General features: G+C 45.8%; 10 protein-coding genes. 5 read left to right on the forward strand and 5 right to left on the reverse strand.

Features of this window, described 5'->3' with window-relative positions; all coding sequences use genetic code 11:
* Window positions 1–28 precede the first annotated feature (28 nt).
* From KDM90_RS06005 to KDM90_RS06015, 3 genes are all read left to right on the forward strand, one after another.
* Window positions 29–1,495: an N-acyl-D-amino-acid deacylase family protein gene (locus tag KDM90_RS06005; RefSeq protein ID WP_212674693.1), complete on the forward strand. Its 1,467-nt coding sequence runs from the start codon at window positions 29–31 to the stop codon at window positions 1,493–1,495.
* A gap of 439 nt (window positions 1,496–1,934) precedes the next feature.
* Entirely contained in the window at window positions 1,935–4,367 is a 2,433-nt protein-coding gene (locus KDM90_RS17865) for a HAMP domain-containing methyl-accepting chemotaxis protein (protein WP_230409636.1), read from the forward strand.
* 49 nt (window positions 4,368–4,416) lie between these two features.
* Window positions 4,417–4,833: a response regulator gene (locus tag KDM90_RS06015; protein ID WP_212674694.1), complete on the forward strand. Its 417-nt coding sequence runs from the start codon at window positions 4,417–4,419 to the stop codon at window positions 4,831–4,833.
* 12 nt (window positions 4,834–4,845) lie between these two features.
* Here KDM90_RS06015 and KDM90_RS06020 read toward each other — a convergent pair whose 3' ends face one another.
* Complete coding sequence (locus KDM90_RS06020) at window positions 4,846–6,039, reverse strand: serine hydrolase (protein WP_212674695.1); 1,194 nt, start codon at window positions 6,037–6,039, stop codon at window positions 4,846–4,848.
* Window positions 6,040–6,318: 279 nt separating this feature from the next.
* Between KDM90_RS06020 and KDM90_RS06025 the strand changes: the two genes are divergently transcribed.
* Both KDM90_RS06025 and KDM90_RS06030 read left to right on the forward strand, forming a co-directional pair.
* A complete protein-coding gene (locus KDM90_RS06025; protein ID WP_212674696.1) occupies window positions 6,319–8,148 on the forward strand; it encodes a DUF885 domain-containing protein in 1,830 nt (609 codons plus the stop codon).
* A 202-nt stretch (window positions 8,149–8,350) separates the two neighbouring features.
* Window positions 8,351–9,100, forward strand: a complete 750-nt coding sequence (locus KDM90_RS06030) for a substrate-binding periplasmic protein (RefSeq protein ID WP_212674697.1) — start codon at window positions 8,351–8,353, stop codon at window positions 9,098–9,100.
* 348 nt (window positions 9,101–9,448) lie between these two features.
* Here KDM90_RS06030 and KDM90_RS06035 read toward each other — a convergent pair whose 3' ends face one another.
* The 4 genes from KDM90_RS06035 to dnaE form a co-directional block, all read right to left on the reverse strand.
* Window positions 9,449–10,465 carry a M28 family peptidase gene (locus KDM90_RS06035; protein ID WP_212674698.1) on the reverse strand — a complete coding sequence of 339 codons (1,017 nt, stop codon included), beginning with the start codon at window positions 10,463–10,465 and terminating at the stop codon, window positions 9,449–9,451.
* A 98-nt stretch (window positions 10,466–10,563) separates the two neighbouring features.
* A complete protein-coding gene (msbA, locus tag KDM90_RS06040) occupies window positions 10,564–12,324 on the reverse strand; it encodes a lipid A export permease/ATP-binding protein MsbA (protein ID WP_212674699.1) in 1,761 nt (586 codons plus the stop codon).
* A 10-nt stretch (window positions 12,325–12,334) separates the two neighbouring features.
* On the reverse strand, window positions 12,335–13,618 hold the full coding sequence (locus KDM90_RS06045; RefSeq protein ID WP_212674700.1) for an O-antigen ligase family protein: 1,284 nt from the start codon (window positions 13,616–13,618) through the stop codon (window positions 12,335–12,337).
* A gap of 9 nt (window positions 13,619–13,627) precedes the next feature.
* On the reverse strand, window positions 13,628–17,059 hold the full coding sequence (dnaE, locus tag KDM90_RS06050; protein ID WP_230409674.1) for a DNA polymerase III subunit alpha: 3,432 nt from the start codon (window positions 17,057–17,059) through the stop codon (window positions 13,628–13,630).
* Window positions 17,060–17,118 lie beyond the last annotated feature (59 nt).

The raw sequence follows: 17,118 nt of genomic DNA on the forward strand, positions 1-17,118 counted from the left end.
ATAAGTAAGCTATCTCGAAGAATCGACCATGCAAACGCAAACCTACCAACTCGTCATACGCAACGCAGATCTGATCGACGGAAGTGGTACCGCGCCTTATCGAGCGGACATTGCGATCTCACATCAACAAATCGTTGCGATAGCGCCAGCCTTAAGTTTGCAAGCTGATCACATGCTTGACGCCACGGGTTTAGTTGTCGCGCCCGGCTTTATCGATGTTCACACCCACGATGATCGGGAAGTCATCGATGCGCCAACTATGTTGCCAAAGCTAACCCAAGGAGTCACCACGGTCATCGCGGGAAATTGTGGAATTAGTTTGGCACCATGGCTTGCCAACCAAGCGCCTCCCGCGCCTCTAAGTCTAATTGGTACTCAAAAAGACTACCGCTATGCAAGTGTTCAAGACTATAAAAAAGCGGTGCAACGGGCACAACCGGCTGTCAATGTTGGTGTACTAATCGGACACTCGACTCTTCGGGTCAATGCAGTAAAAGATTTGGGGCGTCGGGCAAACGACGATGAAATCAAAGTCATGCAGGACTTGTTGGCCGAAGGTATGCACGCTGGGGCATTAGGTTTTAGCTCTGGCCTTTTCTATCAACCCAGCAAGGCAGCCGATAATGCAGAAGTCATTGCGTTGGCGAAAGTCAGCGCAGCTGCAGGGGGTGTTTACACGTCGCATATTCGAGATGAATACAATGGTGTACTCGACGCTCTCAACGAAGCATGCGATGCCGGAAAAGAAGCGCAGCTGCCCGTAATTCTTTCACATCACAAATGTGCGGGCCCCGCAAATTGGGGCCGCACCAGCGAAACGTTAGCGCTACTCAACGAACGTCGTAAAACACAAGCGATTGGACTGGATGCCTATCCCTATACTGCTGGCTCTACCGTGCTCGATCCTGACTATGTGGATGGTCTGATCCGCATCATGATTAGTTTTTCATTGCCTCACCCCGAAATGCAGGGACGGGATCTTGCCGATATTGCGAAAGAATGGGGGCTTGATCAAAAGGAAGCTGCCCGCCAATTACTCCCAGCTGGAGCGGTTTATTTTCAAATGCGCGAAGACGATGTAGAGCGTGTACTAAGCTACCCGCACACCATGATAGGATCAGATGGCCTGCCGCATGACAGTCATCCTCACCCCCGTCTCTGGGGTGCATTTCCGCGCGTGCTCGGCCATTACAGTCGGGAGAAAAAACTATTCACGCTAGCTGAAGCTGTGCGACGAATGACTACCCTTTCCGCGGATCACTTTGGCCTCAAACGACGTGGGAGGATCGCACTGAATTGTTGGGCGGATTTAGTCGTATTTGATCCCGAGACAATCTCTGACCGGGCCACCTTCGCGTCCCCCAAATTAGCAGCGACGGGAATCCATTGGGTTCTGGTAAATGGTACGGTGGCATTGGCGAATGGCACGCCCACTACCAACCGCTCGGGTCGTTTTTTAGATCGTAAAACTGAACGTTATGCAGATCAAAATTGAACAGAGTAGATTGAGCTGCGCCCTCCCTCTTTCAGCATCACAACACAGTCCGCCCATTGCTTTGTTACTAGCCGATGCGCCAGCTTATTGCCCATCGATGAAAAATTCATGGCTGATGGAATGACGCACCACGAATTTCTACCATCAATTCTCTCTCCATCGACTTAAAGATCTTGGCGAAACACTCATCGTCCAGTCTCGCGACCAAATGTTCTTGCGATGCAATATGCGTATCCAAGCAAAAAAAGAAGTAAGAAATTCACATTTTTTAACACTCATACCTGCAAAAACGACAAAATTCCTTTTTTGCACTCAGGCTATTTTGACCTATCCTTGACACATAGCAACAAGTTGCCTATAAACTCAAGCTACTCTTGAATAAAGTGCAAAAAACAAGCCTACCAATCTCGTCAAAATCAAGATCAAAAAAGGATTTACTATGCAGAGCTTACAAGCGCGTCTCAACCTGCTGGTTCGGGTAGTCATTGCGACACTAACGGTCGTTGGATTGACAGGTTTGTATGGTACTTTCAAACAATCACAAGTGGGCGCAGCAAACATCACTGCCTCTAAAGTGCTCCGAGCGCAAATGCAAGCAGATATGATGCACGACGCGATACGTGGCGACGTCCTGAACAGTTTACGTTTGGCGGCAGAACAAAATGTCAAAAAAGACGACAGAGAGGCGATTGAAAATGACTTCAAAGAGCATTTGAAGAATTTTCAAGATCAAATCCTCGTTGTAGAAAATCATGGAACGGACAAAGTCAAATCTAAATTAGCATCGATTAAGAACGATCTGTTTGCTTATCAACAAAGCGCTGAACATGTTTTACAAACCGGATTTAATTCTGAATCAGAACGCAAGCAGGCATGGGATAAATTCGCCCTTGCATTTGACACGCTTGAGAAGAGTATGGCTACGATTGGCGACGCGATTGAAAACGATTTCGCTAGTTCTGAACAGAATAGCAAAACCGAATCACGAAATTCATTAATTTTTAATTTTTTGATTCTGCTTGGTGGAGGACTAGGTCTAATTTATCTCACGAGAAAATTAAAGCGAGATATTTTTACCGAATTGGGCGGAGAACCCACAGTCGCAGCCACAGCGGTTCGCGCTGTCACTGAGGGCAATCTTTCACATCAGATCGAACTGCATCAAAATGACCAACACAGCTTATTAGCCTCGCTGAATGGTTTGACCCTTCGATTGCGTGAAGTCATTTCACGTATCCGTCAATTGACCCAAGATCAGGTTGCCGGCAACCTCACGTCACGTATTTCAAGCAAAGACTTACCTGGCGAGTTTGCGACTCTTTGCAATGAAATTAACCACTTGGTCGAACTTCAAAATCGCGATGTGGAGGAAATTACCAATCTGATTGGTGAATATGGGGAAAACAAATTCGACCACACAATGAGTCCCCAATCTGGTCAAAAATTGGTGCGACAAGAACGTATGGAAATCGTCAGAAAGCGCTTGCAGGCGAATCTACAAGAGGCAGAGGTGAATGCGAGAATCAAAGTCGCGCTTGATTCTGTCTCAGTTCCAGTTCGCATCGCCGATCAAGAAGGAAAAATCACCTATATCAATCATGCTTTGCAAGAGACTTTAAGCAAGAATGAAGCAGCATTCAGGAAACAGATTCCTGGCTTTAGTGCCGATAAGGTCGTCGGCAATAGCATAGGGATTTTTTACAGCGACCCAGCGCCAGCGATCGAGCGCCTACGCCAATTAAACACAACTATCCGAACACGCTTACAACTTGGCGGACGTGAATACGATGTGATCACGAATCCCACCTATTCGAACACCGGAGAGAAAATTGGAACAGTAGGTCAATGGATTGATATGACTGAACAACTAGCGATTGAAAAGGAAATCGCACATATTGTCGATGCGGCTGTCGCTGGTGATTTCTCGCAAACTATTCAAGTGGCAAATAAAACTGGTTTCTATCTACAATTAGCGGAAGGAATGAATCAATTGATGCAAACCAGTGCAGCGGGACTGAACGATTTGGCCCGCGTTCTCAGTGCAATGGCGAATGGAGATTTAACGCAAAAAATTACCGCTGACTATGCCGGTACATTCGGCCAATTGAAGGAAGATAGCAATGCAACGAGCGAAAAACTTGCGACGATCATTAATGACGTACGATCCGCAGCCGACGCTTTAACCGCTGCATCTGAGCAAATCAGCGCGACGGCTCAAAGTTTGTCCCAAGCAGCAACAGAGCAAGCGTCAGGCGTAGAAGAAGTAAGTGCTTCAGTGGTTCAAATGTCGGCTTCAGTCAATCAAAATACAGACAATGCAAAAATTACTGATGGGATTGCCTCAAGCAGCGCGAAACAAGCCCAAGAAACTGGTCACGCCGTGATGCAAACGATACAAGCAATGCGTGATATTGCAGGTAAAATTACTATCATTGACGATATTGCCTATCAGACCAATATGTTGGCACTGAATGCGGCAATCGAAGCTGCTAGGGCTGGCGTGCACGGTAAAGGTTTCGCGGTGGTTGCAGCGGAAGTCCGTAAATTAGCAGAACGCAGTCAAATTGCAGCACGCGAGATAGGTGAATTAGCCGAGGGTAGTGTCGAGGTATCTGAGCAAGCAGGACAGTTACTTCGTGAGATGATGCCATCCATCGCAAAGACCTCTGATTTAGTCACAGAAATCACGGCGGCGTCAGAGGAGCAAGCAAGTGGTTTAAGTCAAATTAGCCACTCGATGGAATACCTCAATCAAGTCACAGGACAAAACGCGTCAGCAGCAGAACAACTGGCGGCGACATCAGAAGAGATGTCTGGACAGGCAGAGCAACTTCAGGATCTGATGCATTTTTTCTCGACGCATAGTAAGTAATAATCGAACCAATAAAACATCAGGACAACAAGCCTGCACGGAGATCAATATGAGTGAGCTGCCATCTAGCGCTGATCAGAAATATCATCTGCGCGTGCTAGTGATTGATGACGATACGATGCAGCTCGACTATCTATCGATCTTATTGCGCTCTGTCGGGATACAAGACATTATCTGTGCAGAAGACGCGAATCTTGCAGTGACCCATTTAGACTCGCTTGAGAAGCCGATACACTTGATCATTTGCGATCTTGTTATGCCGACCATGGACGGTTTCGACTTCTTATGGGAACTGGCAAAACGCGCCTCTCAAATCCCCTTAATTATTGTCTCAGCACAAGCGCAAGAAGTACGCCACAGCGCCGCATTAGTAGCTCAACTCAAGTCATTAAATCTGATAGGCGAGCTCGAAAAACCGATTGATCGTGATCAGTTTTTCGCCCTCATTCAGACCCAAATTGGATAATCTGCTAGAACTTTATTGGTTCAAACAAGTCAGCCATGTTTCTACTTTTGGTCGAATCGCTCTTTCCACTGCAACGCCTTTTGTGAAACTACCTAACTCGCCTTGACGTGCCAAAATGCCGATATAAGATTTATTTCTATCCCAAAATGGATAGGCACCATATGCACCAGGACTTGAAATGCGGCTAGCAGGAGCACAACTAAAACTCGAATTCTGGCATTCATGCCACATTCCCAATCCGTAATGCCAGACTTCACCCAATGCCGTTGCAGGAGAGTAAGTGAGTTTTGTGCTTGCTGTGCGATCGACCAGCAACTGTGCCATCGAATTGGAATTTAATAATTTTCCTTTTTTTAGAGCGACCAAGAATTCAAGATATTCTTCACCGGTCCAATGCATTCCGCCTGCCAATCTCGGATTACTGCTCGAGGGTAAATCATAACTAGCTGTCTTGAAGAGACCCGTCTGTTGTTGAAATTCCTTGAACAATTCCTGCCAAGAATTCACGCCACGCGCTTTAACAGCCATTAATCCAGCAACTTGCAAATGCGTACTCGCGTAATAAAATTCCGTGCCAGGGATAAGCGTATTATTCGCATTCACGACAGCGATATTATTCACGCAAGATTCGAAGTTTGAGAAACCAGCATTCAAACACAATGGCTCTTCTGTCAGCCCTGAGGTGAAGCTAAGTAGATTTGCCAAGCTCATCGTACTGAGTGGTACCGTACTTGGAATGGGCCAATTCGCAATCTTATCTTGTGGTTTATCCTCTAATTTCAAATACCCCTGTTCGACCAGTCTTAGAATAATCAGTGCGCTCACCATCTTGGAAGTGGATGCGGACTCATAGGGGGTGCGCATCGTCGATGCACCGCGTTGGAACCAATAACGCCGCCCATCTTCTCGCTCTATGCCGAATGAAAAATCGGTATCCGTCTGTAGCTGCGCCAACTGGGTATTCATTTCTGATTCTAGTTTCGAAACTGAACAAGTGTCTGTTCCTGTGTTGGAATTGGATGTGGAGCCGCCAGACGAAGCAGATCCAGACGTCGCATTGGCACCCGAAACGGGGCTTACTGAGCCACCTGCACCACCGCAGGCGGTGGCAAGAAAACTCAATATGAGCATGCCACAACGAGACAACCAAGTCTTTTTTTTGTTTCTTACTTTATTACTTGTTACAGGTTCAAAATTGCGATTCATGGGCTGCGCCTCGGTAGCATTCATTGGGATTGATGTAAACAAGAATAGGCGAACTAGACTCTGATTTATCCTGCTTTTACAAACAATTACAGCCGATAAACATTCCTTACGTTTAGTTGGAATTACATACAATGAAGGCGAAATAGTGAGCCTTCCCTGTGGTTTCTTTATAACAAGCAATACAAACTGATGCAATCAGGTATAGAAAGCTCTAGAATCTGAGCAACAGGTCTAAGCGATCCCACAGCGATTTATTGTTTGCTCAAAACAGGAACTTCTATGTCTATCAAAAAAGTCGTACAACTCAGTAGCCTTACTTTCGCACTCGTCTCAGGAGCGATAATCTTCGCACCAGATGTCTATGCTACCCAAACTCGAGCGACGCAAGACAACGCATCCCAAGCCAAAAAAAAGCTTGATCAGCTTGCTGAAGCGTTTTACGAATCCAGAACACAATTCGACCCTTTGCTATTTGCGACCATCAATGGAGACAATCGTTATGACAATCAATTGGGTATTAGCATCAATCCGCAGCAACGTGCCCGCCAATTCGCACTTATGCACAAGATGCAAGCGCAAATCAAAACCATCAAGCGCGATCAACTTGGTGAAAAAGATCAATTAAATTATGACCTTTTAGCCTACGAAATCGATAGTGCATTACATTTCGAACATTTCCCCGAGCACTTGCTACCGTTAAATCAAATGGACAATGTACCAAGTACACTTGCAAATTTTGCGAGTGGTGACGGCTCGCAAGCACTCACCACGGTGCCACAGTACTACGCCTATTTAGCGCGACTCAATAAACTCAATCTTTGGATCGACCAAGCGATCAAAAACATGCGCGAAGGAATACGCCTAGGTATCGTTCAACCAAAAGCAATTACTTTAGCCATGTTGCCGCAGTTTAAAACCTTGCCGAATGCAAATCCAGAGGCGAGCATTTTTTATACACCGATCAAGAATCTACCCGCAAGTTTTTCCGCTGCCGACAAACAGAAACTCAGCCAACTGTATATACAAGTTATCAGCGCCAAGTTAACCCCTTCACTCCAAAGGCTTGTGCATTTCCTCGAAACAGACTATCTCAAAGCTGGTCGGGAAACGAGCGGTTATGGCGCATTGCCAAATGGCGCCGCTTGGTATCAAATGCGAATCAAAGACCATACGACGACCGATCTCACACCGGACCAAATCCACAATCTCGGTTTGCAAGAAGTCGCCCGCATCCAAGAAAAATGGGCAGAGCTAGGTCCCAAATTAGGTTATACAGGACCAGCAATTGATTTACCGCAATGGGTCAGTACCCAAGAAAAGTTCAAATCATTTAATTCCGACACAGAAATTCTCGATGCCTATCGCGAGATTGACAAAAAAGTACAAGCGAAGTTGCCAAGCTTGTTTAGTTTGCTACCAAAAGGAAAATTGGAATTGCAGCTTGAACCGGAATTAAGTCGCGCCACTGCATCTGACCACTACACCCCTCCTTCCGCAGATGGCTCTCATCCCGGTGTATTTTGGCCAGTAGTCAATGACCCCAAAAAATATAGTCGTATCGGCATGGTGACTTTATTTCTGCATGAGGGACAACCTGGGCACCATTTGCATGCAGCATTGCTGAAAGAAATTAAGCTTCCCAAATACCGCAAATTTAATACAGAAAATCTGAACAGTGCGGCTTTTACCGAGGGCTGGGCACTTTATTCCGAAACTCTTGGGCATGAACTAGGTTTCTACGACAATCCCGAATCCTATTTTGGCCATCTCAATGATGAGTTGATGCGCGCGGTCAGACTTGTGGTTGATACTGGGCTCCACGCTAAAACTTGGACACGGGAGGAAGCCATTCAATACATGCAAAAAAATCTGGGCTACAACGAAGCGCACGCAAAGAATCAAATTGAACGCTATATGGTTTTACCAGGGCAAGCACTAAGTTATAAGATTGGCGCTCGTAAGATATTAGAATTACGCGCCCGCGCTGAGAAAGCTTTGGGTTCTCAATTCAGCCTAGCAAAATTCCATGAGATTGTAATAGGTGATGGGACATTACCGATGCCAATCTTAGAATCACAAGTCGACAAATGGATCGCCAAAGGCAAATAAACAAGCGATGCAAAACGACGGAGTAAAGTTTTCCCGACTTTGGCTCCGTCGTAAATAGCAACCTCCGCAAGCATATTTTTCTCGCTCAGATTGACACGGTAAGTTGCAGTCGACTCTGTTAAAAGAGGAATCTGAGTCAAAAGCGTTGCATGCGCTGTCGAGTTGGTTGTCGTGGCATAACAGCGAAGAATAGGGTCCGAAAATGTTGCGAATTCTCAGCTTCTTTATGATCTTCTGTACGATGATCGACTTTGTAAAATCAGAGGAGCTGAAAGTCGCGTTTGCTGGTGATCGCCCACCATACTGTTTTCAAAAAGATGGACTGATTCAAGGTATTGAAATTGACCTACTACGCGCCGCGATGGCGCAGTTTGGACACACGATTAAAATCGTCATCGTCCCCAAGGTACGCCTGCAAAAGGCACTAGAAGAACGTGAAGTTGATGCTGCAGCAACAGTACAAAATAACCAAAATAACGGCTTTTACTTTTCCAATACGTATCTCGAATTTCAAAATGTCGCCATCAGTCGCGTTCGCGATAAGGTGATCATCCGAACCATTGCAGATTTAAACAACTATCCATTTGTGACATGGCAAGAAGCTTGGAAGAATCTCGGAGCAGAATTTGCCACGAACTATCAGCCGGATAAGAACGGTCGTCATCCTTCCAACTATTTCGAAGCGAATAGCCAATTAAGCCAAAACAAGATGTTTTGGGCAGGACGTGTTCGCGTCATCATTATCGACAAAACTATTTTTGAACACCATCGTCGCCTACTCGGAACAGATTTTGACACCAGCATTCCCATTGTCATTCATCCGATTTTTAAAGAGAAAACACGCTACTCCGTCGCGTTCCGTGAGCGTACATATCGAAATCAATTTGATGAAGGAATGAAAAACTTAAAGGGAAATCTTACTTATCAAAAAATAATTGAGGCATACAAATAATCGCAGCTTGCCACTCAAAGATCGCAAAGTAACGTCGACCATGTTATCTAACTGATCAATACTCTATCAATTGATCTAGGCTCATTTGTTTTCAATAAACCCTTATCAAATCACTCACGCCTCATCCAAATAGGATAATCAAGTTGAAAGAGAATCGCATTTCAACCTGCCAAACCTGCCGTTTATCCCAAACTGTTTGCTTTATATTGATCCGACTTGCACACTACACAGGTCTCAATTGGTCGCTGCACACAAGTGCTCGTCCACATTGTTTCAACCTCCCTTTTTCGTCATCTCAACACGTTTGAGATGACGTTTTTTTCTTTTCGGGAGGCAAACATAACACTACTAACGCTTTTGACGCAAAAAGCGCACCAACATATCACCGAAATCGGCAATATTTTTCGTTGAAATAATATCCATTGTATCTTTGGGCGTGTGCCACTCTGACAAATTAGTCCAGTCGATGACATGCACAATTGGCAGACCTAATTGTGCGAACGGTAAATGATCATCTTCGATAGCGATATTCGCAGCGTAGATTTTCGTCGTGGTTTTTTGCCCCAATAATTTTTGTGACAATTGTGGATGCGAACCTGTTGTGATGAACAGATTTTGATTCTTATGGCCGATCATATCGAGAATGATGACTGCCTTAACTGGAATGTTCTGGTACACGATCCCCTCAAAACTCTTTGACAAGCTTGCGGCAAATGCCCTCGAACCATGAATATTGTCTTGAATTCCCAAAAGCTTTTCGCCATCACTCCACTCAGGCAATGTCGCTTCTTCTCCGTCAAAGAACGCCAATGCAATCGTGCAATCCAAAAATCGTCCTGTCTCCTGCGTCATTTTCTTTTCTTGTTGACGAATTTGCCCTATCACTCTTGCCAATTCTTGCATTGCGACTGTCGAGGATCCACCATCATTGGCACCGACAAACTTAAAATCCTTATAAATTTTTGTATCATAATGGCCTCCTATGACGAGCAAACAACGTTCGTTGCCTTTCGAGAGAGCAATGATGTTTTCCCCTTCTACTTCTTTAATCGGTGAGCCTGACTTATCTTTACCGCCAAGTTTTTCATGCGATAAATTAGGGATTTTTGTTTTAAATTTTTGCGATTGCACTACCCAACCCTGCTTCGCTAAATCGACTTTGACTTCTTGGGCAAACTTTTTCTGCTCTGCACTCGCCATCGGATGTGGTGCACGTGTGAAGCGCTTCATCGCCGCATCAAGATTGTCCGTATTAAATTCAAGACCGTTTTTCGCGCTAGGATTCGGCGCAGCATAGAGCAATCCCGAAGCAATAGGACTGAGCACAGAACACACTGCAAACCATAGAGGAATTAAAGCCTTCATTGCGTCTACTCCCGAATTAAATTAAATGTTGTCCAAAGGCGTCTAAGGACACCGATTGTCATTAAAAATTTGAAATATTGAGGTACCTAGCGAATGAATCACGTCGTGAACTGTAATCGGTATAAATTTGCATAGGCCGCATCTTTTGCAAGTAGTTCTGCGTGACTTCCTACTTCAACAATCTTTCCATCGACTAAGACCACAATTCGGTCTGCACGTTCAATTGTTGACAAACGATGTGCAATGACCAAGGTCGTGCGACCTTGCATCAATTCATCTAAGGCCGCTTGTACAGCGCGTTCTGACTCACTATCGAGTGCGGAAGTAGCTTCGTCCAAAATCAAGATGGGCGCATCTTTATAAATCGCTCGCGCGATCGCGAGACGCTGACGCTGCCCCCCCGACAAGCGCATCCCATTATCGCCAATCATCGTATGCAGCCCTTCCGGCATTTCATTCACTACGTCTTGCAAATGCGCCGCGCTGATTGCATTTGCGATGCGCTCCGCATTCGGCGCGTTATCACCATAGGCAATATTCGCGGCCAAAGTATCATCAAATAAAACGACGTTCTGACTGACCATCGCAATCTGTTCTCGCAAACTTTTAAGTGAAATCTCTTCAATTGCGACGCCATCTAGCAAAAGTGCACCGCTATCAGCTTCATAGAATCGCGGTACGAGATTGACTAATGACGTCTTACCACCACCCGACATACCAACCAATGCTATCGTCTCGCCAGCCTGCACCTGCAAATTAATATTCTGTAGCGCGGCTTGGTCTTGCCCCGGATAACGAAAAATAAGATTTTTAAATTCGAGCTGTCCTTTAGCCCGCCCTTCGATTTTTTGACCAGCTTCTGTCTCAGGAATGGTGTCAACCATGCTGTACACAGATTCAGCCGCGGCCATCCCGCGTTGCAGAGGACCATTCAAATCCGCCAGACGTTTAAGCGGTGTCAATAACATCATCATCGCGGTAATGAAGGTGACAAAATCACCGACAGTGGTTGCGTCCTGGCGTGCTTGTGCTAACGCTAACATGATCACGATAGCCACTGCCACTGAAGCCAAAATTTGTGTCAACGGTGTCGTAAATGAGACCGCTACCGTGCTTTTCATCGAATAGCTGCCAAGTTTCTTATTCTTCGCTTCAAAGCGTTCCTGTTCATAACGCTGCCCCCCAAAGATACGTATCACCTGATGGGCTCTCGTTGTTTCCTCAATTACCTGTGTTAGTTCACCACTCACTTCTAATGATTGATGATTGAGCCGCCGCAAGCGCTTGCTAACACCACGAACTAGTAAAGTCATTCCCGGAATCAAAATGATCGTGACTAGAGTCAATTTCCAATTCAACCAAATGAGATATCCCATCAACACCGCGACCGTCAAAGAATCTCGAAACAAAGTCGTGATGGATACCTTGACCATTTCGACAATTTGCTGCGCTTCAAACATAATCGTATTAATAATGCGCCCACTCGACTCCGTATGATAAAACCCAACCGGAACATGCAATAATTTATCAAATACTTTTGCCCGCAATTCATTCAATAAATTGACCGATATACGACCCATCAAATAACTGGTCGTGAAAGTACAAACACCGCGAACAACAAAAATTCCAATCAACGCCGCCGGCACATACCAAAGTGGGAAATCGATGACCTCTGTTGCGGGACCGTTCGCCGAACTCTTACCAAAACCATGGTCAAGTAGTTTGCCTAAACCCCATGGCAATGCGACCTCGGTCAAAGCCGTGCCACACATAGTCAACACAGTCAAAGTCAAATACGCTCGATACTGCGTAATCGACGCCCACAAACGTTTTAAGATCGATTTATTTAATTTAGCCATGACTTCTTCATCATCGAATATCCTTGCCGACACCCGCTAATGGAATAGCGAGCAAAATCAACATCGCGAAAGCAAAAACGCCGTCGCGCAAAATTGCATTAAAACAAGCGGCAAACATCATCCCAATGCTCAGCATGGACAAAAGCATTGCCCGTTGACGATGTTCGCCATGCATCATTTGACGCGCAATGCGAAGTTGCATCAACCAAATTCCAAGCAATGCAAGCAAACCACCCAAGCCCAATTCAAACCAATACAGTAAATAGTCGTTATGTGGCGTAGTCATCTTTTCGCTAATTTTTCCTAGCGCTTTTTGTTGATACATAGGAAGCCAATTGCCGATTCCATGTCCTAGCCATGGACTCTCACTCACCATTTGCCAAGTATTCAAATAGAGTTCCAAGCGCATGCCGTCTTCGCTTACTTGCTGAGTCTGACCAAAATCACGTACTTGATGTACTGTGCAAATTCCACGGTTGATGAGAACTTGGACACCCCGCATTCTATAGACATCCTGCATTTCCTTTGCCAAGCAAGTTACCGGCGCTGGCATTTGTGCGACGCGAGATATGAAAAAAATGGCCACCAAAAAAAGTCCGCCGATCGCGAGCAATTGCCACCAGCGGAAACTAAAATTGCGAAAAACCAGCAATCCACTCAATAAAACAAACAATAAGCTCGCGGTCCGTGACTTAGTGCACAACACCAGGGCGATCACAACATAAGCGAAACTCAGGAAGCGCAAAAGTTTGAAATTTTGATGCACCCGCCATTCATGCAACATCCATCCCGCAGCGATCGCCAACAACAAACCCAATAAAATGGATTTATTGCCTTCATACAGAACGTAACTTTTGAACAGCTTGATGTCAGGTAGTACACCAAAACTATTCAGATAAAATAAGCTAGCGGCGATCACCGCTCCAATGAAAAAATAGCGAACTGCAGATGCCTGCCAATTGCCACTCCCGACACTCAGCATTGGAAATAAAAACCAATAAGTTTGATAGTGAAGCCAAGCTGTAGCAAATTCACCGTTTGGATGGGGATGAATCAGACCAATCACTATGGAGATGACGCTCAATGCCACAACTGGCCACAACAAAATTGACGACTTGATCCGTGCGAATTTCTCCGACCATTCTCCCGAACAACACCACGCCAATAGAAAGGTCAACAAGCCAGCGTACATCAATCCAACCTGAAAGAACAAGGTCAGCGGTAAATAACTCAAAATCTGTGCTGGCAAACGCTGCCGCCAGGTTGGCTCTTGCACATTCGGTATCGGATGCATACTAGTCAATTAGTTGTACTCAATTTTTACATGCCCAGGGCTCAACCAATCACCCAGCTTTTTACGTAACTGATCATCCGGATTCACTCGCCAGGCATCCGACAAATACAATTCAGCCGCAGCCATTTGATTTGCATAATCAATCAATACTGGGCATCCTTCCTGATTCAAATGTGCTTGTAAGATTTCGGCTAACTTCCGCGTATCCGCATTCGCATCGAGCTTAATACGCAGCCCCTGCGAAAACTGTACGCGTGCCCGGCCAATATCCATCACTTTTTCTGCGGTAATCCGTAGACCTCCATTAAAGCGATCTTCTGACACTTTTCCCATCACCGCGAGAAACTCATCTTCTTTGAAAATCCCTTTAAACTCCTCCGCCATTTCACCATACACCGTCACTTCCACAACGGCCGTCCCATCGTCCAAAGTAACGATCAATAGACGGCCGCGCTGCGTCATTTGTGTGCGTAATCCGGCAATCACGCCACCGATCAAACGCAAGTCGCGTGAAGGTTCAACTTTTGCCAACGTTGTTTTTATAAACTGTCGCACTTCCGGAGCATAAGCATCAAACAGGTGCCCGGATAAATAGAAGCCAAGCGCTTGCTTTTCTTCGAGTAACCGCTGGCGATCACTCCAATGTTCTGCCTTCACATACTCAGGTGGCGGAATCATGTCATCGTCATCACCAAATAAGCTGACTTGATTTGCTGAAGCTTCGGCTTGCTCAGCAACTTCCAAAGCAAAATCGACAGTCGCCAGCAACACAGCTCTATCCTGTTTTAAACAATCCATCGCTCCCGCTCGAATTAAAGATTCAATCGTGCGGCGATTGACTTGACGTTTGTCGACGCGTTTGCAGAAATCGAATAGGTCAGTAAATGCCCCACCCTCGTTCCGAGCGTTGACGATGCTCTCGATCGCATTTTGTCCTGATCCCTTTACTGCACCAAGTCCATAACGAATTTGCGTTGCCTTTTTCCCTGCCTCGCCAACTGGCATAAAACGATAATCAGACTGATTGATATCAGGGGCAAGCATTTTCAACTTACAAACATCAATGGCATCCTCAACCAGAATTTTCACTTTGTCTGTATCGTCCATCGCCAGCGACATATTGGCTGCCATAAACGCGGCGGGATGGTGGGCTTTCAAGTACGCAGTGTGGTAGGACAAAAGCGCGTAAGCCGCGGCATGGGATTTATTAAAACCATAGCCCGCGAATTTTTCCATCAAGTCGAAAATTTCATCGGCTTTTTCTTGTGGCAGACCATCTTTGGCTGCACCATCGCGGAAAATTTGGCGATGTTCCGCCATCTCCTCGGCTTTCTTTTTACCCATCGCACGACGCAATAAATCCGCACCGCCTAGTGAGTAACCACCAACCACCTGCGCCATCTGCATAACCTGTTCCTGATACACCATAATGCCGTAGGTTTCGGACAAAATGCCTTCCGTACGCGGATCGGGATAATCAAATTTCTCACCGTGCTTACGCTTACAGAAGTCAGGAATCAAATCCATAGGTCCCGGACGATACAATGCCACCAGCGCAATAATGTCTTCAAAACGATCAGGGCGCGCGTCTTTCAACATGCCTTGCATGCCGCGACTTTCCAGCTGGAAGACAGCGACGGTTTTTGCTTTAGTGAGAAGTTCGTACGATGCTCTGTCGTCTAAGGGCAATTTAGATAAATCAAAATCCGCCATCGCTGGATCAAGCATTTTGATGTAGCGCACAGCACGATCTAAAATGGTTAAGGTGGTCAAACCCAAAAAGTCGAACTTCACCAAACCGACGGCTTCGACGTCATCTTTATCATATTGCGAGACCACGCCAGAATCACCGCCCTGCGTGTACAGAGGACAGAAGTCGGTAAGTTTGCCTGGCGCAATTAACACACCACCCGCATGCATACCTATGTTGCGGGTAATACCCTCCACTTGCTGCGCTAAGTCGAGCAAAGTTTTCACTTCTTCTTCGTTTTCAAGACGCTCAGCCAATAATGGTTCTTCGACGATTGCTTCGGCAATCGTGACTTGCTTCCCTGGTTTAAACGGAATCAGTTTTGACACGCCATCACAAAACATATAGCCAAAATCGAGCACACGACCTACGTCTCGAATCGCGCCTTTGGCAGCCATGGTTCCAAAGGTCGCAATCTGCGACACCGCCTCTTTACCGTAGCGATCTTTCACGTATTGAATCACGCGATCGCGACCTTCCTGACAGAAGTCAATATCAAAGTCGGGCATGGAGACGCGTTCTGGATTCAAGAAACGTTCGAACAGCAAATTGTATTGTAGTGGATCGAGATCCGTAATCAGAAGGGCGTATGCGACCAGAGACCCTGCGCCCGATCCACGACCAGGCCCAACGGGAACCCCATTATTCTTTGCCCATTGAATAAAGTCAGCAACGATCAGAAAGTACCCTGGAAAACCCATTTTAACAATCGTATCTGTCTCAAACTTTAGACGAGCTTCGTAGCGCTCACGATTTTGTTCACGCTTCAACGGGTCTGGGAATAGATTTTGCAGTCGGAATTCCAATCCCTTTTTTGCTTCATGAACCAAGAAGTCATTTAAAGTCATGCCTTCAGGGGTCGGAAAATCAGGTAATTTAGGTTTTCCCAACTCCAATTTGAGATTACATCGCTTGGCAATTTCAACGGAATTAACTAAGGCTCCAGGGTAATCCGCGAACAAATTTTGCATCTCTTCGCGTGATTTAAAACATTGTTGGTCATTAAATTTGCGAACCCGACGTCCATTCGCGAGCATCTCGCCTTCGGCAATACATGTACGTGCCTCATGCGCAGTAAAATCATCCTTATTAATAAACTGAATTGGATGCGTGGCAACGACTGGAAGACCAAGTTTTGCAGCCAACTTAACGGCATGCTTAATATGATTCTCCATATTCGGTTGACCAGCCCGTTGAATCTCAATATAGAAATGATTTGGGAAAATTCGCGCCCAGCGTTGCGCATTGCGCTCTGCCATTTCCATATTTCCATTATCGATCGCAATTCCAACGTCGCCAAAATGTGCTCCCGACAGAGCAATAAGACCTTGCTCTTGGTCATTTTCAAAAATCTCTTGCAGCCATTCAAATCGAATTTCTGCGCGTCCTCGGTGTTGATTTTCGAGCCAAGCCCGTGCCAGTAATTCACACAAGCGCAAATATCCATGGTGCGATTTGACCAGCAAAAGTAAGCGTGACGCTTTATCCCTATCGGCATCGTTGCTAATCCAAACATCGCAGCCAGCGATCGGTTTCACGCCTTTACCACGCGCCGTTTTATAAAACTTAACAAGTCCGAACAAATTACTAAGATCGGTCAAAGCAAGCGCGGCCTGTTTGTCTTTGACGGCAGCCTTGACCACATCATCAATGCGTACTAACCCATCGACAATCGAATATTCGGAATGCATGCGCAAGTGAACAAATTGAGGAAAAGCTCCTACCTCCGTTGGGTTTCGAGGAGATTGGG

Origin of the sequence: Affinundibacterium fentianense, from assembly GCF_018139545.1 — a bacterium.
Lineage (GTDB): Bacteria > Pseudomonadota > Gammaproteobacteria > Burkholderiales > Burkholderiaceae_D > Undibacterium > Undibacterium fentianense.